Source organism: Streptomyces sp. CB02400, assembly GCF_001905725.1.
GTDB classification, from domain to species: Bacteria; Actinomycetota; Actinomycetes; order Streptomycetales; family Streptomycetaceae; genus Streptomyces; species Streptomyces atrovirens.
The window spans coordinates 51,550-67,054 of sequence record NZ_LIWB01000003.1; the positions used below are offsets into that span (position 1 = coordinate 51,550).

General features: G+C 71.7%; 13 protein-coding genes. 5 read left to right on the top strand and 8 right to left on the bottom strand.

Annotation, left to right across the window (positions count from 1 at the left end; genetic code table 11):
- Nucleotides 1-18 precede the first annotated feature (18 nt).
- The 3 genes from AMK33_RS08355 to AMK33_RS08365 form a co-directional block, all read right to left on the bottom strand.
- Nucleotides 19-1,653, bottom strand: coding sequence for a phospho-sugar mutase (locus tag AMK33_RS08355; RefSeq protein WP_073932135.1), 1,635 nt, complete (start codon nucleotides 1,651-1,653; stop codon nucleotides 19-21).
- A 740-nt stretch (nucleotides 1,654-2,393) separates the two neighbouring features.
- Complete coding sequence (locus AMK33_RS08360) at nucleotides 2,394-3,218, bottom strand: purine-nucleoside phosphorylase (protein WP_073932136.1); 825 nt, start codon at nucleotides 3,216-3,218, stop codon at nucleotides 2,394-2,396.
- A gap of 89 nt (nucleotides 3,219-3,307) precedes the next feature.
- On the bottom strand, nucleotides 3,308-3,748 hold the full coding sequence (locus AMK33_RS08365) for a gamma-glutamylcyclotransferase (RefSeq protein ID WP_073932137.1): 441 nt from the start codon (nucleotides 3,746-3,748) through the stop codon (nucleotides 3,308-3,310).
- Nucleotides 3,749-3,834: 86 nt separating this feature from the next.
- Here AMK33_RS08365 and AMK33_RS08370 point away from each other — a divergent pair, with 86 nt between their 5' ends.
- Nucleotides 3,835-5,295, top strand: coding sequence for an NAD(P)H-quinone dehydrogenase (locus AMK33_RS08370; RefSeq protein ID WP_327378811.1), 1,461 nt, complete (start codon nucleotides 3,835-3,837; stop codon nucleotides 5,293-5,295).
- A gap of 134 nt (nucleotides 5,296-5,429) precedes the next feature.
- Complete coding sequence (locus AMK33_RS08375) at nucleotides 5,430-6,347, top strand: DeoR/GlpR family DNA-binding transcription regulator (RefSeq protein WP_107425056.1); 918 nt, start codon at nucleotides 5,430-5,432, stop codon at nucleotides 6,345-6,347.
- A gap of 837 nt (nucleotides 6,348-7,184) precedes the next feature.
- Here the strand turns inward: AMK33_RS08375 and AMK33_RS08380 are convergent.
- Entirely contained in the window at nucleotides 7,185-8,957 is a 1,773-nt protein-coding gene (locus AMK33_RS08380; RefSeq protein ID WP_073932140.1) for an acetyl/propionyl/methylcrotonyl-CoA carboxylase subunit alpha, read from the bottom strand.
- A 364-nt stretch (nucleotides 8,958-9,321) separates the two neighbouring features.
- Between AMK33_RS08380 and AMK33_RS08385 the strand changes: the two genes are divergently transcribed.
- Complete coding sequence (locus AMK33_RS08385) at nucleotides 9,322-9,813, top strand: hypothetical protein (protein WP_073932141.1); 492 nt, start codon at nucleotides 9,322-9,324, stop codon at nucleotides 9,811-9,813.
- Here the strand turns inward: AMK33_RS08385 and AMK33_RS08390 are convergent.
- The 4 genes from AMK33_RS08390 to AMK33_RS08400 all read right to left on the bottom strand — a co-directional run bounded on the left by AMK33_RS08390 (nucleotide 9,782) and on the right by AMK33_RS08400 (nucleotide 12,480).
- Complete coding sequence (locus AMK33_RS08390; RefSeq protein WP_073932142.1) at nucleotides 9,782-10,402, bottom strand: Maf family protein; 621 nt, start codon at nucleotides 10,400-10,402, stop codon at nucleotides 9,782-9,784. The genes AMK33_RS08385 and AMK33_RS08390 overlap by 32 nt on opposite strands.
- A 32-nt stretch (nucleotides 10,403-10,434) precedes the next feature.
- Nucleotides 10,435-10,563, bottom strand: a complete 129-nt coding sequence (gene mmpB / locus AMK33_RS44695; RefSeq protein ID WP_107425057.1) for a morphogenic membrane protein MmpB — start codon at nucleotides 10,561-10,563, stop codon at nucleotides 10,435-10,437.
- A gap of 111 nt (nucleotides 10,564-10,674) precedes the next feature.
- A complete protein-coding gene (locus tag AMK33_RS08395) occupies nucleotides 10,675-10,881 on the bottom strand; it encodes an acyl-CoA carboxylase epsilon subunit (protein ID WP_073932143.1) in 207 nt (68 codons plus the stop codon).
- Nucleotides 10,882-10,890: 9 nt separating this feature from the next.
- Nucleotides 10,891-12,480: an acyl-CoA carboxylase subunit beta gene (locus tag AMK33_RS08400; protein WP_073932144.1), complete on the bottom strand. Its 1,590-nt coding sequence runs from the start codon at nucleotides 12,478-12,480 to the stop codon at nucleotides 10,891-10,893.
- Between the two features lie 217 nt (nucleotides 12,481-12,697).
- On the opposite strand from AMK33_RS08400, the gene AMK33_RS08405 reads away from it, so the two are divergent.
- Together AMK33_RS08405 and AMK33_RS08410 are read left to right on the top strand one after the other, a co-directional pair.
- Complete coding sequence (locus AMK33_RS08405; protein WP_073932145.1) at nucleotides 12,698-13,594, top strand: biotin--[acetyl-CoA-carboxylase] ligase; 897 nt, start codon at nucleotides 12,698-12,700, stop codon at nucleotides 13,592-13,594.
- 804 nt (nucleotides 13,595-14,398) lie between these two features.
- Complete coding sequence (locus AMK33_RS08410) at nucleotides 14,399-15,505, top strand: adenylate/guanylate cyclase domain-containing protein (protein ID WP_073932146.1); 1,107 nt, start codon at nucleotides 14,399-14,401, stop codon at nucleotides 15,503-15,505.

Sequence of the window (15,505 nt, forward strand, 5' to 3'; positions counted from 1 at the left end):
GCCCCACGTGGGGTCCCCTCAGATGCCGGCGGCCTCGGACAGGTCCTGCTTGATCCTCGCGAGGAGTGCCGTCGCCTTCGTACGGGCCTCGGGGAGGCCGGTCCTCGTGGCGACCGGGACCACCACCTCCAGGTAGCACTTCAGCTTCGGTTCCGTGCCGCTGGGGCGGACGACGACCCTCGCACCGTCCAGGGTGTAGCGGAGGCCGTCGGTGGGCGGGAGGGTCTCCGTGCCCCGGGTCAGGTCCTCGGCCTTGGTGATGCGCAGGCCGGCCAGCTCCGTGGGCGGCCGGTCGCGCAGGCGGCGCATCGCGGATGCGATCAGGCCGAGGTCCTGGACGCGGACCGAGAGCTGGTCGGTGGCGTGCAGGCCGTGCTCGACGGCGAGGTCGTCGAGGAGGTCGAGGAGGGTGCGGCCCTCGGCCTTCAGTTCGGAGGCCAGTTCCGTGAGGAGGAGGGCCGCTGTGATGCCGTCCTTGTCGCGTACGCCGTCCGGGTCCACGCAGTAGCCGAGGGCCTCCTCGTAGCCGTAGCGCAGGCCCTCCACCCTGGCGATCCACTTGAAGCCGGTCAGGGTCTCCTCGTACGGGAGGCCCGCCTTCTCGGCGATGCGACCGAGGAGGGAGGAGGAGACGATCGACTCCGCGAAGGTGCCTTGCGCTCCGCGGCGGACCAGGTGGGCGGCGAGCAGCGCGCCTACCTCGTCGCCGCGCAGCATGCGCCAGTCCGCGCCGTCCTTGACCGCCGCGGCGCAGCGGTCGGCGTCCGGGTCGTTGGCGATGACCAGGTCGGGGCCGGTCTCCCGGGCCTTCGCGAAGGCCAGGTCCATCGCGCCGGGCTCCTCCGGGTTGGGGAACGCGACGGTCGGGAACTCCGGGTCGGGGTCGGCCTGCTCGGCGACGAGGACGGGCTGCGGGAAGCCGGCCCGTGCGAAGGCGGCGAGGAGGACGTCCTTGCCGACGCCGTGCATCGCCGTGTAGACCGTGCGGGCGGTGCGGGGGGAGTCCTTGGCCAGGACCGCGTCCGTGCGGGCGAGGTAGGCGTCCAGGACGGTGTCGTCGAGGGTCTCCCAGCCTTCGGTGGGGCGGGGGACCGTGGTGAGCGAGGCCACGGCCTCGATCTCGGCGGCGATCTCCGCGTCGGCCGGGGGGACGATCTGGGAACCGTCGCCCAGGTACACCTTGTAGCCGTTGTCGCGGGGCGGGTTGTGGCTGGCGGTGACCTCCACTCCGGCGACGGCGCCGAGGTGCCTTATGGCGAAGGCGAGGACGGGGGTGGGGAGGGGGCGGTCGAGGACGGCCGCGCGCAGTCCGGCGCCGGTCATGACGGCGGCGGTGTCCTCGGCGAAGTCGCGGGACTTGTGGCGGGCGTCGTAGCCGATGACGACGAGGCCGTCGGTGTGGTCGTTCTTCTTGAGGTACGCGGCGAGGCCGGCGGCCGCGCGGATGACGACGGAGCGGTTCATGCGCATCGGGCCCGCGCCCAGTTCGCCCCGGAGGCCGGCGGTGCCGAACTGGAGGGTGCCGCTGAAGCGGGCGGCGATCTCGGTGTGGTCGCCGGTGTCGATGAGGCGGGCGAGTTCCTCGCGGGTGTCCGGGTCGGGGTCCTCGGCGAGCCACGCCTGGGCCTGTGCGATGAGGGCGTCGTCTTGCACGGTCGGTCGGCCTCTCTCGTTGGTCGTCTGTCAGGTTTTCATGCTTGCGGAGGGTACGGGTACGGGTGCGCGTTGACGCCTGCGGCGCTGCTTTCGCCCCGGTGGGGGTGTGGGTCTTGTGCCTGTGGTGCTGCTTTCGCCCCGGTGGGGGTGCGGGTCTTGTGCCTGCGGCGCAGCTTTCGGTTCGGTGGGGGCTTGGGTAGCGCCTGCGGTCGGTGGGTGGGTCGGGGCCGCGTCGGGGGTGTCCGTCCTCGGACTGGCGCGGATCACGTTGTTCGGAGGGGTGCGGGGTGCGGACGCGCCAGCCACTGCGGGCGGCCACCCCCGCCCCGTCCCCTTCCCGCCGTAGGCGCCTGTGGCTCGCCCGCCGCGGCACGCGCTCCGGACCGTACGCGCCTGCGACCCGCCGTACCTACGGGCAGCCGCATGCCGCCGCGATCCGCGGGCAGTCGTGCCTCCCCCAGTGCCTCAAGGGCCTGGGAGGTACCCCCAGGGGGCGGCACGGGTGGGCGGTGGGGGTACCTCCCGCTCGAGCGAAGCCGAGAGTGGGGGAGGCACCCCGCACACGCCGGGCCGCGCAACCCCACCCCCGGCCCACACCGACGCGGAGCGCCCGTACGGTGCCGGGTTCCGGGAGCCACCCCCGGTCGGCACCGAAGCGGGGCACCCCGCAAGGCACCGGAACGGCGTGAGCCGGGACGCATCGACGCACCGCACCCCGAGAAAGCGGGCCTCCGTGCCTACAGGCGGCCGAGGACCTGCCCCAGCAGGGAGCCCATCCGCGTCGCGGAGTCCCGGCCCGCCTGGAGGACCTCCTCGTGGTTCAGCGGCTCACCCGTCATCCCCGCGGCCAGGTTGGTGACCAGGGAGATGCCCAGAACCTCCGCCCCCGCCTCACGCGCGGCGATGGCCTCGAGGACCGTCGACATGCCGACCAGGTCCGCCCCGATCACCCGGGCCATCCGGATCTCCGCCGGGGTCTCGTAGTGCGGGCCGGGGAACTGCGCGTAGACCCCCTCCTCCAGCGTGGGGTCGATCTCCTTGCACAGCGCCCGCAGGCGGGGCGAGTAGAGATCGGTGAGGTCGACGAAGTTCGCGCCGACGATCGGGGAGGTCGCCGTCAGGTTGATGTGGTCGCTGATCAGCACCGGCTGACCGGGGCGCATGCCCGCGCGCAGACCCCCGCAGCCGTTCGTCAGGACGATCGTCTTCGCCCCCGCGGCCACGGCCGTACGGACACCGTGGGCCACCGAGGCGACCCCGCGTCCCTCGTAGTAGTGCGTACGGCCCAGGAACACCAGGGCCCGCTTCGCGCCGATGGCGTACGAGCGGATCTTGCCACCGTGGCCCTCCACCGCCGGCGGCGGGAAACCGGGCAGCTCGGTGACCTGGAGCTCGGCCTCGGGCGTGCCGAGGGCGTCCACGGCCGGGGCCCAGCCGGAGCCCATCACGAGGGCGACGTCGTGGGTCTCGGCGCCGGTGAGTTCGCGCAGGCGCGCGGCGGCGGCGTCGGCTGCGGCGTACGGGTCGCCCTGGATGTCGTCCGGAAGAAGAGAAGCGTTCACGCGATGAGGGTAGCCGGTAATCGCCTACGCGCGTAGATGTCGGAGTGAACGGGTTGCCGATCGTTGTCTTGTCGTTTCCCCCGAAGGGGTCAGCAGGGACGCTTGCGGAGTTCCATCACATAGTCGTGGGGCGCGCCTGCGGACTCCGCCGCGTCGGCGATCTCGCCCAGGTAGCGGGCCGCGGGAAGGCCGCCCTCGTAACTGTTGAGGACGTACGTCCAGGCCGGCTCCTCGCCGTCCAGGGTGTGCACGCGCACCCGGGTGCGGCGGTAGAGGTCCAGGCCGCCCGCGCCCTCCCAGCGGTCCAGGGACTCCTCGTCCATCGGGGCGATGTCGTAGAGGGCGACGAAGACCGCCGAGATCGGGTCCTCGACCAGCGTGGCCAGCGCGCCCTCCCAGCCCATGTGCTCGCCCCCGAACGTCAGTCTCCACCCGTTCAGCCAGCCGGTGGCGCGCAGCGGCGAGTGCGGGGCGCGGCGGGACATCAGCCGCGCGTCGAGATTGCCGGCGTACGCGGCGTAGAGCGACATGGGGGAAGGGTACGGCAGCGGGAACGGGCGCCACTTCCGGTAACGGGGGAGCCACGGCTGAGGCCCCCGGGCGGTCGCACGGTGAAGTGTGCGGGACAATGGAGTACGTGACTCGGATCGTGATCATCGGTGGCGGACCCGGCGGATACGAAGCGGCGCTGGTCGCCGCACAGCTCGGCGCGGAGGTGACCGTCGTCGACTGCGACGGCCTGGGCGGGGCGTCGGTGCTCACCGACTGCGTGCCGTCCAAGACCTTGATCGCCACGGCCGAGGTGATGACCACCTTCGACTCCTCGTACGAGGAACTGGGCATCATCGTCGCCGACGACACCCCGCCCATGGAGCAGGCCGCCCGGGTGGTGGGCGTGGACCTCGGCAAGGTCAACCGGCGTGTGAAGCGGCTCGCACTGGCCCAGTCCCACGACATCACCGCCTCCGTGACCCGGGCCGGCGCGCGCGTGCTGCGCGGGCGCGGCCGGCTGGAGGGCATGCAGGCGCTCGACGGATCGCGGAAGGTCGTCGTCCGCGCCGCGGACGGGACCGAGGAGACGCTCACCGCCGACGCCGTACTGATCGCGACCGGCGGGCACCCGCGCGAACTGCCGGACGCCCGCCCCGACGGCGAGCGGATCCTGAACTGGACCCAGGTGTACGACCTGAACGAGCTCCCCGAGGAGCTCATCGTGGTCGGATCCGGTGTCACGGGCGCCGAGTTCGCCGGCGCCTACCAGGCGCTCGGGTCGAAGGTGACGCTCGTCTCCTCGCGCGACCGGGTGCTGCCGGGCGAGGACCCGGACGCCGCCGCCGTGCTGGAGGACGTCTTCCGCCGCCGCGGGATGAACGTCATGGCGCGCTCGCGGGCCCAGTCCGCGAAGCGGGTCGGGGACCGGGTGGAGGTGACGCTCGCCGACGGCCGCGTCATCACCGGCTCGCACTGTCTGATGGCCGTGGGCGCCATCCCGAACTCCGAGGGCATGGGCCTGGAGGAGGCCGGGGTCAGGCTGCGGGAGTCCGGCCACATCTGGACCGACAAGGTGTCGCGGACGACGGCTCCCGGCGTCTACGCCGCCGGCGACGTCACCGGCGTCTTCGCGCTCGCCTCCGTGGCGGCGATGCAGGGCCGTATCGCCATGTACCACTTCCTGGGCGACGCGGTGGCCCCGCTGAACCTGAAGACGGTCTCGTCGAACGTCTTCACCGACCCCGAGATCGCCACCGTCGGCTACTCCCAGGCCGACGTCGACGCCGGCAAGATCGACGCCCGCGTGGTGAAGCTGCCGCTGCTGCGCAACCCGCGCGCGAAGATGCAGGGCATCCGCGACGGCTTCGTCAAGATCTTCTGCCGCCCGGGCACCGGCATCGTGGTGGGCGGCGTGGTCGTCGCGCCGCGCGCCTCGGAACTCATCCACCCCATCTCGATCGCGGTCGACAACAATCTGACGGTGGAACAGATCGCGAACGCCTTCACGGTCTACCCCTCGCTGTCGGGCTCGATCGCCGAGGTGGCACGGCAGTTGCACACGCGGAAGGCGGGCGCGGAGGCCTGACGACCGGAAAGGGCGGCCCTATACCACTTGGTGCGGGGCCGTGCGAACAACTTCTGCTATTCAGCGCAAACTGCTGAAAGCAGACGGTCGCTGGCGTTACTGTCAGTTTCGTGTTCGCTGCAGAACGTCGCCAATTGATCCTCGAAATGGTGCGAGCGAACGGGGCCGTGTCGCTCCGTGAGCTCGCCCGCGTCGTCCAGACCTCCGAAGTGACCGTACGGCGGGACGTGCGCGCGCTGGAGGCAGAAGGACTCCTCGACCGCCGGCACGGCGGTGCGGTACTGCCGGGCGGTTTTACGCGAGAGTCCGGTTTTCCGCAGAAGTCACATCTCGCGACCGCCGAGAAGACCGCCATCGCCGACCTCGCCGCGAATTTCGTGGAAGAGGGCGAAGCGATCGTGGTCGGCGCGGGTACCACCACACAGGAGCTGGCCCGCCGGCTGGCCCGGGTGCCGGGCCTCACGGTCGTCACCAACTCCCTGCTGGTCGCCCAGGCGTTGGCCCACGCCAACCGGGTGGAGGTGGTGATGACCGGCGGTACGCTCCGCGGCTCGAACTACGCCCTGGTGGGCAGTGGTGCCGAGCAGTCCCTGCAGGGGTTGCGGGTGTCCCGGGCGTTCCTCTCCGGGAGCGGCCTCACCGCTGAGCGCGGGCTGTCCACCTCCAACATGCTGTCGGCGTCGGTCGACCGGGCATTGGTGCAGGCCGCGGCGGAGGTGGTGGTCCTCGCGGACCACACCAAGCTCGGTACGGACACGATGTTCCAGACGGTGCCCACGGATCTGATCACGCGGCTGGTGACCGATGAGCCGGCCGGGCACGACGACCGGGCGGCGACGGAGTTGCAGGCGCTGGCCGATCAGGGTGTGCAGATCGCTGTCGCGGGGGCGGGGGGCGAGGAGGGCTCGGCGGGTCGTCAGCGCCGGGATGTTCCTCTTCCCGGGCCGCGGCGGCAGGGGCCCGGCGGGCTGCGTACGGCTGTGGCGCTTGGGGCGGCGGAGTCGGCGCAGGGGGCTGAGCGGGCGCGGGTGGCGGATCTGCGGAGGCGCTGACGCGGTCTGCACGGGGGCTTTGCAAGGCACCCTGCGCTGTTGCGGGCCGGGGTGGGTTTGCGCCCCCCTGCGCTTGTCGGGTGCCCCGCGTCGGTGTCTTGCGGGATGCTCTGCGCTGGTGTTGGCCTGTGGGGCGCGTGACCCGGTGTTGGTGTGGGCCGGGGGTGTTCGCGCAGCCCGGCGCTCACGGGGTGCCTCCCCCACTCTCGGCTTCTCCCCCACTCTCGGCTTCGCTCGAGCGGGAGGTACCCCCATGAGCGGGAGGTACCCCCACCGCCCACCCGTGCCGCCCCTGGGGGTACCTCCCAGGCCCTTGAGGCACTGGGGGAGGCACGACTGCCCGCGGAGAGCGGCGGCAGCGGCTGCCTGCGGGAACGCGGGGCGGCGGCAGGGGCTGCCCGCGGCTGACGCGGCATGCGGCTGTCCGCGGAGGGCGGTGCCACGCGGCCGATCGTGGAGGGCAGGCGCGTACGGCGCGGCGTGTGTATCGCGGTGGGTGGAGGCCGGGCGTCTGCGGCGGGGTGTGTGTATCGCGGTGGGCGGAGACCGGGCGCGTACGGCGGGAAGGGGACGGGGCGGGGGTGGCCGCCCGCAGTGGCTGGCGCGTCCGCGCCCCGCACCTCTCCGAGGAACCCCATCGCGCCAGTCCGAGGACGGACACCCCCGACGCGGCCCCGACCCCCCCACCGGCCGTGGGCGCTACGCACGCCCCCACCGAACCGAAAGTGGCGCCGCAGGCACAAGACCCGAGCCCCCACCGAACCGAAAGCGGCGCCGCAGGCACAAGACCCGCGCCCCCACCGGGGGCGAACAGCGGCGCCGCAGGCGTCAGACGTGTCAGTCCTTGATCTCGCAGATCGCCGCACCGGAGGTGATGGAGGCGCCGACCTCCGCGCTCAGGCCCTTGATCGTGCCGGACCGGTGGGCGTTGATGGGCTGCTCCATCTTCATCGCCTCCAGGACGACGACCAGGTCGCCCTCCTTGACCTCCTGCCCCTCCTCCACGGCGAGCTTGACGATCGTGCCCTGCATCGGAGAGGCGAGGGTGTCGCCCGAGGCCACCGGGCCCGACTTCTTCGCCGCCCGCCGCTTCGGCTTCGCGCCCGCCGCCAGCCCCGTACGGGCCAGGGACATGCCCAGCGAGGCCGGGAGCGAGACCTCCAGACGCTTGCCGCCGACCTCGACGACGACCGTCTCGCGGTCGACCTCTTCCTCCGCCCCCGCGTCGACCGCGGCGGCGAACGGCTTGATCTCGTTGACGAACTCCGTCTCGATCCACCGCGTGTGCACCGTGAACGGTTCGGCCGAACCGGTGAGCTCGGGTGCGAACGCCGGGTCCCTCACCACCGCACGGTGGAACGGGATGGCCGTGGCCATGCCCTCGACCTGGAACTCCTCCAGCGCACGGGCGGCCCGCTCCAGCGCCTCCTTGCGCGTACGCCCGGTGACGATCAGCTTCGCCAGCAGCGAGTCCCACGCCGGGCCGATGACCGACCCCGACTCCACGCCCGCGTCCAGCCGCACACCCGGCCCCGACGGTGCGTCGAAACGGGTGACGGTACCGGGCGCCGGGAGGAAGTTACGCCCCGGGTCCTCACCGTTGATGCGGAACTCGAAGGAGTGACCCCGCAGCACCGGATCGCCGTACCCCAGCTCCTCACCGTCGGCGATGCGGAACATCTCCCGCACCAGGTCGATCCCCGCGACCTCCTCGGTCACCGGGTGCTCCACCTGCAGACGCGTGTTGACCTCCAGGAAGGAGATCGTGCCGTCCAGGCCGACGAGGAACTCCACCGTGCCCGCGCCGACGTAGCCGGCCTCCTTCAGGATCGCCTTGGAGGCGGAGTACAGCTCCTCCATCTGGGCGTCCGACAGGAAGGGGGCGGGAGCCTCCTCGACCAGCTTCTGGTGCCGCCGCTGCAGCGAGCAGTCACGGGTGGAGACCACGACCACGTTGCCGTGCTGGTCCGCCAGGCACTGCGTCTCCACGTGGCGGGGCTTGTCCAGGTAGCGCTCGACGAAGCATTCACCGCGACCGAAGGCGGCGACCGCCTCGCGCACCGCGGAGTCGTACAGCTCCGGCACTTCTTCCAGCGTCCGCGCGACCTTCAGACCGCGTCCGCCACCACCGAACGCCGCCTTGATCGCGATCGGCAGCCCGTGCTCCTCCGCGAAGGCGACGACCTCCTCCGCACCGCTCACCGGATCGGGCGTACCCGCCACCAGCGGAGCACCCGCGCGCTGCGCGATGTGCCGGGCGGCGACCTTGTCACCGAGGTCACGGATGGCCTGCGGCGGCGGGCCGATCCAGATCAGGTCCGCGTCCAGCACCGCCTGGGCGAACTCCGCGTTCTCGGAGAGGAAGCCGTAGCCGGGATGGATGGCGTCCGCGCCCGACTCACGCGCGGCCTTCAGCACCTTGTCGATGTCGAGGTAACTGGTGGCCGGAGTGTCACCGCCCAGGGCGAACGCCTCATCCGCGGCGCGGACATGCAGAGCGTCCCGGTCCGGGTCGGCATAGACGGCAACGCTCGCGATTCCGGCATCCCGGCAGGCCCGGGCAACGCGGACAGCGATTTCGCCACGGTTGGCGATGAGCACCTTGCGCACGATTGAGGCTCCCTCCTTGAAACAAGCCGAGTTTAGGGACTGCCGACACGGCACTTCGACCCGTCCCCACTGGTGAGCTTGCCCACACGGAGCGTGATACGAGGCTCGCTCGACCCGCGAAAGCCCTTGTCGCACCTCGGTACGCAGGACTCCTCCCGGAAACCCTAGCCGTCCTGTGTGGTCAAGGTCTCTGTGAGAGCGTGCTGCGGCCCACTCCGTTTCTTTGTGGAGTCCCTACGAATGGCCCAATGATTCTTTGCCCTCCGCAGAACCCTTGTACCGAGGTTTACCCGTTAGTAGCCTTCGCGTCGGCCCGAACATACTCGGGGTAACCACAAGCGTGCTCGAAAGTGGGTGGGGGCCGGTGGTGCGCAGACCGGTGGCGTGGGTCGTGGCGCTCGTACTGTTCGCCGAGGCGCTCGGCATAGCGGCGCTGAACTGGTTCCTGGGCGTCGTCGTCGACCGGCAGGACATGTCGCTGGCCGGTCTCGACCCGGACATGATGTCGACGTCCTCGAAGATCGGCGGAATCGTCTTCGGGCTCTACTTCGCGCTGTGCGGCCTGGTGGCCCTGCTGGTCGCCCTGCGCGACCGGGCGCCCGCCGGGCTCGGCCGGGTGCTGCTGATCAGCGCGGCGGTGGTGCACGCGCTGCTGGGCGCGGCCACATGGGGCCTGGTCGGCCCGGCCGCGTTCCTCTACATGGTGGTCGTACTCGCGCTCATCGTGCTGCTGCTGATGACGTACGACGGCCGTCCGGAGCAGCCGGCCGACGCCGGGTCCGGCGCCGCTCCCGAGAGCGGCGCCGGCGGTGACGGCTCGCCGGTCACGCCTCCGGCTGCGCCCACAGCTCCGTGATGCCGACGCCGAGGTCGGCGAGGAGGCGCCGGACCAGGGGCAGGCTGATGCCGATGACGTTGCCGTGGTCGCCGTCGATGCCGTCGATGAACGGGGCCGAGCGGCCGTCCAGGGTGAACGCCCCGGCGACGTGGAGCGGTTCGCCGGAGGCCACGTAGGCGGCGATCTCCTCGTCGGTGGGGTCGCCGAAGCGGACCACGGTGGAGGCGGTGGCGGAGACATAACGGCCGCTGACGGTGTCGTACACGCAGTGGCCGGTCTGCAGCGTCCCCGCGCGGCCCCGCATGGACTTCCAGCGGGCGGTGGCCTCCTCGGCGTCCGCGGGCTTGCCGAGGGCCTGGCCGTCCAGTTCCAGGACCGAGTCGCAGCCGATCACCAGCGCGCCCTTGACCTCGGGCTTCGCGGCGACGACGGACGCCTTGGCCTCGGCCAGGGCGAGCGCGAGATCGGCGGGGGTGGGGGCGGTGACGGCGTCCTCGTCGACCCCGCTGACGATCACCTCGGGGTCCAGCCCGGCCTGGCGGAGCAGCCCGAGCCGGGCGGGGGACTGGGAGGCGAGCACGAATCGCCTGCGGCGCTGAGCAGTCATGTCCTCAGGTTAGTCACCTGAGCCGGGCCGCATCACCGCACGCCGATCACGAGCATCGCCAGCACCATGGCCATGGCCAGGAGAACGCTCAGCCTCCGCAGCATGTCCTGCGTGTCCCGCAGTTCTTCGGGCGGCTCGTTCTCGGGGTCGGACCACAGCATGCCACCAGCGTGGGGCTGGAGTCGGGGAGGGCGCCTGAGTACGGGTACTTAAGTTGGGGCGCGGCGTTGTTCCTCTGTGCGCGGTTCCCCGCGCCCCTGAGCTGGTTGTCGCTAGCCAGGCCAATATGTGCGGGTCCAGGACACCGGGCCCGGGCGCGGGACGCTGTGGGCCGCGATCCGGGACGGGTCGGACCAGGAGTCGCGGGGGGTGGGCGCGCCGGGCGGTACGGCTGACGCCGCCGCGGCGCGCGCCCGGACCACCGCCAGTGCGGCGGCCAGCTCCTCGGGGGTGGGGTTGCCCCGTACGACCTTGATCACGTCGGCTCCTTACAGGGGGATGTTGCCGTGCTTCTTCGGGGGCAGGGATTCCCGCTTCGTACGCAGCTGACGCAGGCCTCGGACGATGTGCCGGCGGGTGTCGGACGGCATGATCACCGCGTCGACGTAGCCGCGCTCGGCCGCGACGTAGGGGTTGAGGAGGGCGTCCTCGTACTCCCGCATCAGGCGGGCGCGGGTCTCCTCCGCGTCCTCCGACTCGGCGATGGTGCGGCGGTGCAGGATGTTGACCGCGCCCTGCGCGCCCATCACGGCGATCTGGGCGGTGGGCCAGGCGAGGTTGAGGTCGGCGCCCAGGTGCTTGGAGCCCATGACGTCGTACGCGCCGCCGAACGCCTTGCGGGTGATGACCGTGATGAGGGGGACGGTGGCCTCCGCGTAGGCGAAGATCAGCTTGGCACCGCGGCGGATGATGCCGTCGTGCTCCTGGTCCACGCCGGGCAGGAAGCCGGGGACGTCGACGAAGGTGATCACCGGGATGTTGAAGGCGTCGCAGGTGCGCACGAAGCGGGCCGCCTTCTCGGAGGCGGTGATGTCCAGGCAGCCGGCGAACTGCATCGGCTGGTTGGCGACGATGCCGACGGGGTGGCCCTCGACGCGGCCGTAGCCGGTGAGGATGTTCGGCGCGAACAGCGGCTGGGTCTCGAAGAACTCGGCGTCGTCGAGGACGTGCTCGATGACGGTGTGCATGTCGTAGGGCTGGTTCGCCGAGTCCGGGACGAGCGTGTCGAGTTCGCGGTCCTCGTCGGTGACCGTCAGGTCCGCCTCCTCCGGGAACGCCGGGGGGTCGGAGAGGTTGTTGGAGGGGAGGTAGGACAGGAGCTGCTTGACGTACTCGATCGCGTCCTTCTCGTCGCCGGCCATGTGGTGGGCCACGCCGGACGCGGTGTTGTGGGTGCGGGCGCCGCCGAGCTCCTCGAAGCCGACGTCCTCACCGGTGACCGTCTTGATGACGTCCGGTCCGGTGATGAACATGTGGGACGTCTGGTCGACCATGATCGTGAAGTCGGTGATCGCGGGGGAGTAGACCGCGCCGCCCGCGCACGGGCCGACGACCAGGCTGATCTGCGGGATCACGCCGGAGGCGTGGGTGTTGCGGCGGAAGATCTCACCGTACGCTCCGAGAGAGGCGACGCCCTCCTGGATGCGGGCGCCGCCGGAGTCGTTGATGCCGATGACCGGGCAGCCGGTCTTCAGCGCGAAGTCCATCACCTTGACGATCTTCTGGCCGTAGACCTCGCCGAGGGCGCCGCCGAAGACGGTGAAGTCCTGGGAGAAGACGGCTACCGGGCGGCCGTCGACGGTGCCGTAGCCCGTGACGACGCCGTCGCCGTAGGGGCGGTTGGCGTCGAGGCCGAAGTTGGTGGAGCGGTGCCGGGCGAACTCGTCGAGTTCGACGAAGGACCCCTCGTCGAGCAGGAGGTCGATCCGCTCACGGGCCGTCAGCTTGCCCTTGGCGTGCTGCTTTTCGACGGCGCGTGCGGAGCCGGCGTGCGTCGCCTCTTCGATACGACGCCTCAGATCCGCGAGCTTGCCCGCGGTCGTGTGAATGTCAGGCTGCTGCTCTTCCGGCTCGGACATCGGGATGCGGCTCCCTGCCTGCTCAAAAGGGGGGACGGTTACTCATCCGTAGCGTAGTAGGGGGTCTTCCGATCGGCAGTGCGGTGTTTCCCACACCGCTTTCCCCTTCACAGACGAGGGAAGGAGATCCTCGAAGGGGCGACCGTGAGCCTCGGTCCCCGGGGCTGGGATTCGTCCCCTGTGCGGGGCGGAGGGTGCCGAACCTAGTGTGGGTCGCATGACACCCCATGCTGAAGGTACGCCCGACGGGCACAGTGAGCCGGGTTCGGGACGTTGGTCCGACCTCGGCCGTCCGCCGTTGAACGCCGTTGGTCTGCGCCGAGGGCTGGTGCGCGCGGGCGGATTGTGGACGCAGGTGGACGTGGTGCAGCGCACCGGTTCCACCAACTCCGACCTCGTGGCCCGTGCCGATGCGGGCGGGCTGGAGGAGGGCGCCGTCCTGGTCGCCGAGGAGCAGACCGCCGCGCGGGGCCGTCTGGACCGGCGGTGGACCGCGCCGGCTCGGTCGGGGTTGTTCTTCTCCGTGCTGTTGCGGCCTGTCGAGGTGCCGGTGGCTCGGTGGGGGTGGCTGCCGCTGCTCACGGGTGTGGCGGTGGCGACCGGGCTGTCGCGGGCCGCGGGTGTCGATACGGCGTTGAAGTGGCCCAACGATCTGCTGGTCACGGTGGGGGGAGAGGAACGCAAGGCCGGGGGGATCCTGGCGGAGCGGGCCGGTGACGACGGGGTGGTGATCGGCGTCGGGATCAATGTGAGCCTTCGGGGCGATGAGCTGCCGGTGCCGACCGCGGGGTCGCTGGCGTTGGCGGGGGCGGTGAGCACGGATCGGGATCCGTTGCTGCGGGGGGTGCTGCGGTCGCTGGAGGACTGGTACGGGCGGTGGCGTGCGGCGGGGGGTGACCCGGGGGTGAGCGGCCTGCAGGAGACGTATGCGGCGGGGTGCGCGACGTTGGGGCGGGTGGTGCGGGCGGAGCTGCCGGGGGATCGGGAGCTGGTGGGGGAGGCGGTCGCGGTGGACGGCGACGGGCGGCTGGTGCTGGCCACGGGGGAGGGCGTGCAGGAACCGGTGGGCGCGGGCGACATCGTGCACTTGCGGCCTGCGGGGGGTGCGCGTTGACGCCTGCGGTGCGGCGTTCGGTCCGGTGGGGGTGCGGGTCTTGTGCCTGCGGCGCAGCTTTCGGTTCGGTGGGGGCTTGGGTAGCGCCTGCGGTCGGTGGGTGGGTCGGGGCCGCGTCGGGGGTGTCCGTCCTCGGACTGGCGCGGATCACGCTGTTCGGAGGGGTGCGGGGTGCGGACGCGCCGGCCACTGCGGGCGGCCACCCCCGCCCCGTCCCCTCCCCGCCGTAGGCGACTACCTGCCGCCGTCCCCGCGTCCCGTGCCCCGCGGTCCGTGCCCCGTGCCCCGCGATCCGTGACCCGTGCCCTGCACCCCGCGATCCGCGATCCGCGCGCCGCGATCCGTGATCCGCATTCCGTGCCCTGCGCGCCGCGATCCGCGGGCAGTCGTGCCGCCGCCCCGCGTTCCCGCGGGCGGCCGCATGCCGCCGCGATCCGCGGGCAGTCGTGCCTCCCCCAGTGCCTCAAGGGCCTGGGAGGTACCCCCAGGGGGCGGCACGGGTGGGCGGTGGGGGTACCTCCCGCTCATGGGGGTACCTCCCGCTCGAGCGAAGCCGGGAGTGGGGGAGAAGCCGAGAGCGGGGGAGGCACCCCACAAGCGCCGGGCCGCGCAACCCCACTCCCGGACCACACCAACGCGGGGCACCCCGCAAAGCGCGCCGGGTTGTGCGAACACCCACGCCGGTGACCATGGAAACGCCGATCACCGCAACCCCCGGCCCAACCTGACGGAGTGAGCTGGCGCACACCTGCCGTAGAGTTGAGCCCGGTCGATACCTGGCCATGTCAGATCGGAAGGGCACGCGTGACCGTCGACGACTCGGGTTCCACGGACGCGCAGGGCGCCGGCGAGGATCCGCTTGCCCTGCGCCTCGAACAGCTCATCCTGGGCGCCGAGCGCCGTTACACACCGTTTCAGGCGGCCCGCAGCGCCGGCGTCACCATGGAGCTGGCCACCCGCTTCTGGCGGGCGATGGGTTTCGCCGATGTGGGCCAGGCCAAGGCCCTCACCGAGGCGGACGTACTCGCCCTGCGCCGGCTCGCCGGTCTGGTGGAGGCGGGCCTGCTGAGCGAGGCCATGGCGGTGCAGGTGGCGCGGTCCACCGGACAGACCACCGCCCGGCTGGCCGAATGGCAGATCGACTCCTTCCTGGAGGGGCTGACCGAGCCACCCGAGCCGGGCATGACCCGTACCGAGGTGACGTATCCGATCGTCGAGCTGCTCCTGCCCGAGCTGGAGGAGTTCCTCGTCTACGTCTGGCGGCGGCAGCTCGCCGCATCGGCCGGGCGGGTCGTGCAGGGTGCCGATGACGAGGAGATGGTCGACCGACGGCTCGCCGTCGCCTTCGCGGACCTCGTGGGGTTCACGCGGCTGACCCGGCGGATGGAGGAGGAGGAGCTCGGCGAGCTCGTCGAGGCCTTCGAGACCACCGCCGCCGATCTGGTCGCCGCGCGTGGCGGGCGGCTCATCAAGACGCTGGGCGACGAGGTGCTCTACGCCGCCGACGACGCCGGTACGGCCGCGGACATCGCGATGCGGCTGATCGAGACGATGGCGAACGACGAGACCATGCCGGAGCTGCGGGTCGGCATGGCGTTCGGCACGGTGACCACCCGGATGGGTGATGTGTTCGGTACGACCGTGAACCTGGCCTCCCGGCTCACGTCCATAGCGCCGCGCGATGCCGTGCTCGTCGACAGCGCCTTCGCCGAGGAGCTGATCCGTACCGGTGACGCGCCCGCCTCCGAGGCGGCGGCGGCCGAGGCGGTGGCCGCGGCGGAGAAGGAGGGCGAGGAGCCGCCGAGTTATCGGTTCGCGCTCCAGCCGATGTGGCAGCGGCCCGTGCGTGGTCTGGGCGTGGTGGAGCCCTGGCTGCTCACGCGCCGGAACGGGGCTTCCGTCCCGTCTTAG

What these genes read in the sequence shown, in the direction of transcription:
- AMK33_RS08365 (WP_073932137.1), bottom strand. Translation starts at nt 3,748, where the DNA reads ATGTCGCTCTACGCCGCGTACGCCGGCAATCTCGACGCGCGGCTGATG.
- AMK33_RS08390 (WP_073932142.1), bottom strand. Translation starts at nt 10,402, where the DNA reads ATGACTGCTCAGCGCCGCAGGCGATTCGTGCTCGCCTCCCAGTCCCCC.
- mmpB (WP_107425057.1), bottom strand. Translation starts at nt 10,563, where the DNA reads ATGCTGTGGTCCGACCCCGAGAACGAGCCGCCCGAAGAACTGCGGGAC.
- AMK33_RS08400 (WP_073932144.1), bottom strand. Translation starts at nt 12,480, where the DNA reads ATGTCCGAGCCGGAAGAGCAGCAGCCTGACATTCACACGACCGCGGGC.
- AMK33_RS08405 (WP_073932145.1), top strand. Translation starts at nt 12,698, where the DNA reads ATGACACCCCATGCTGAAGGTACGCCCGACGGGCACAGTGAGCCGGGT.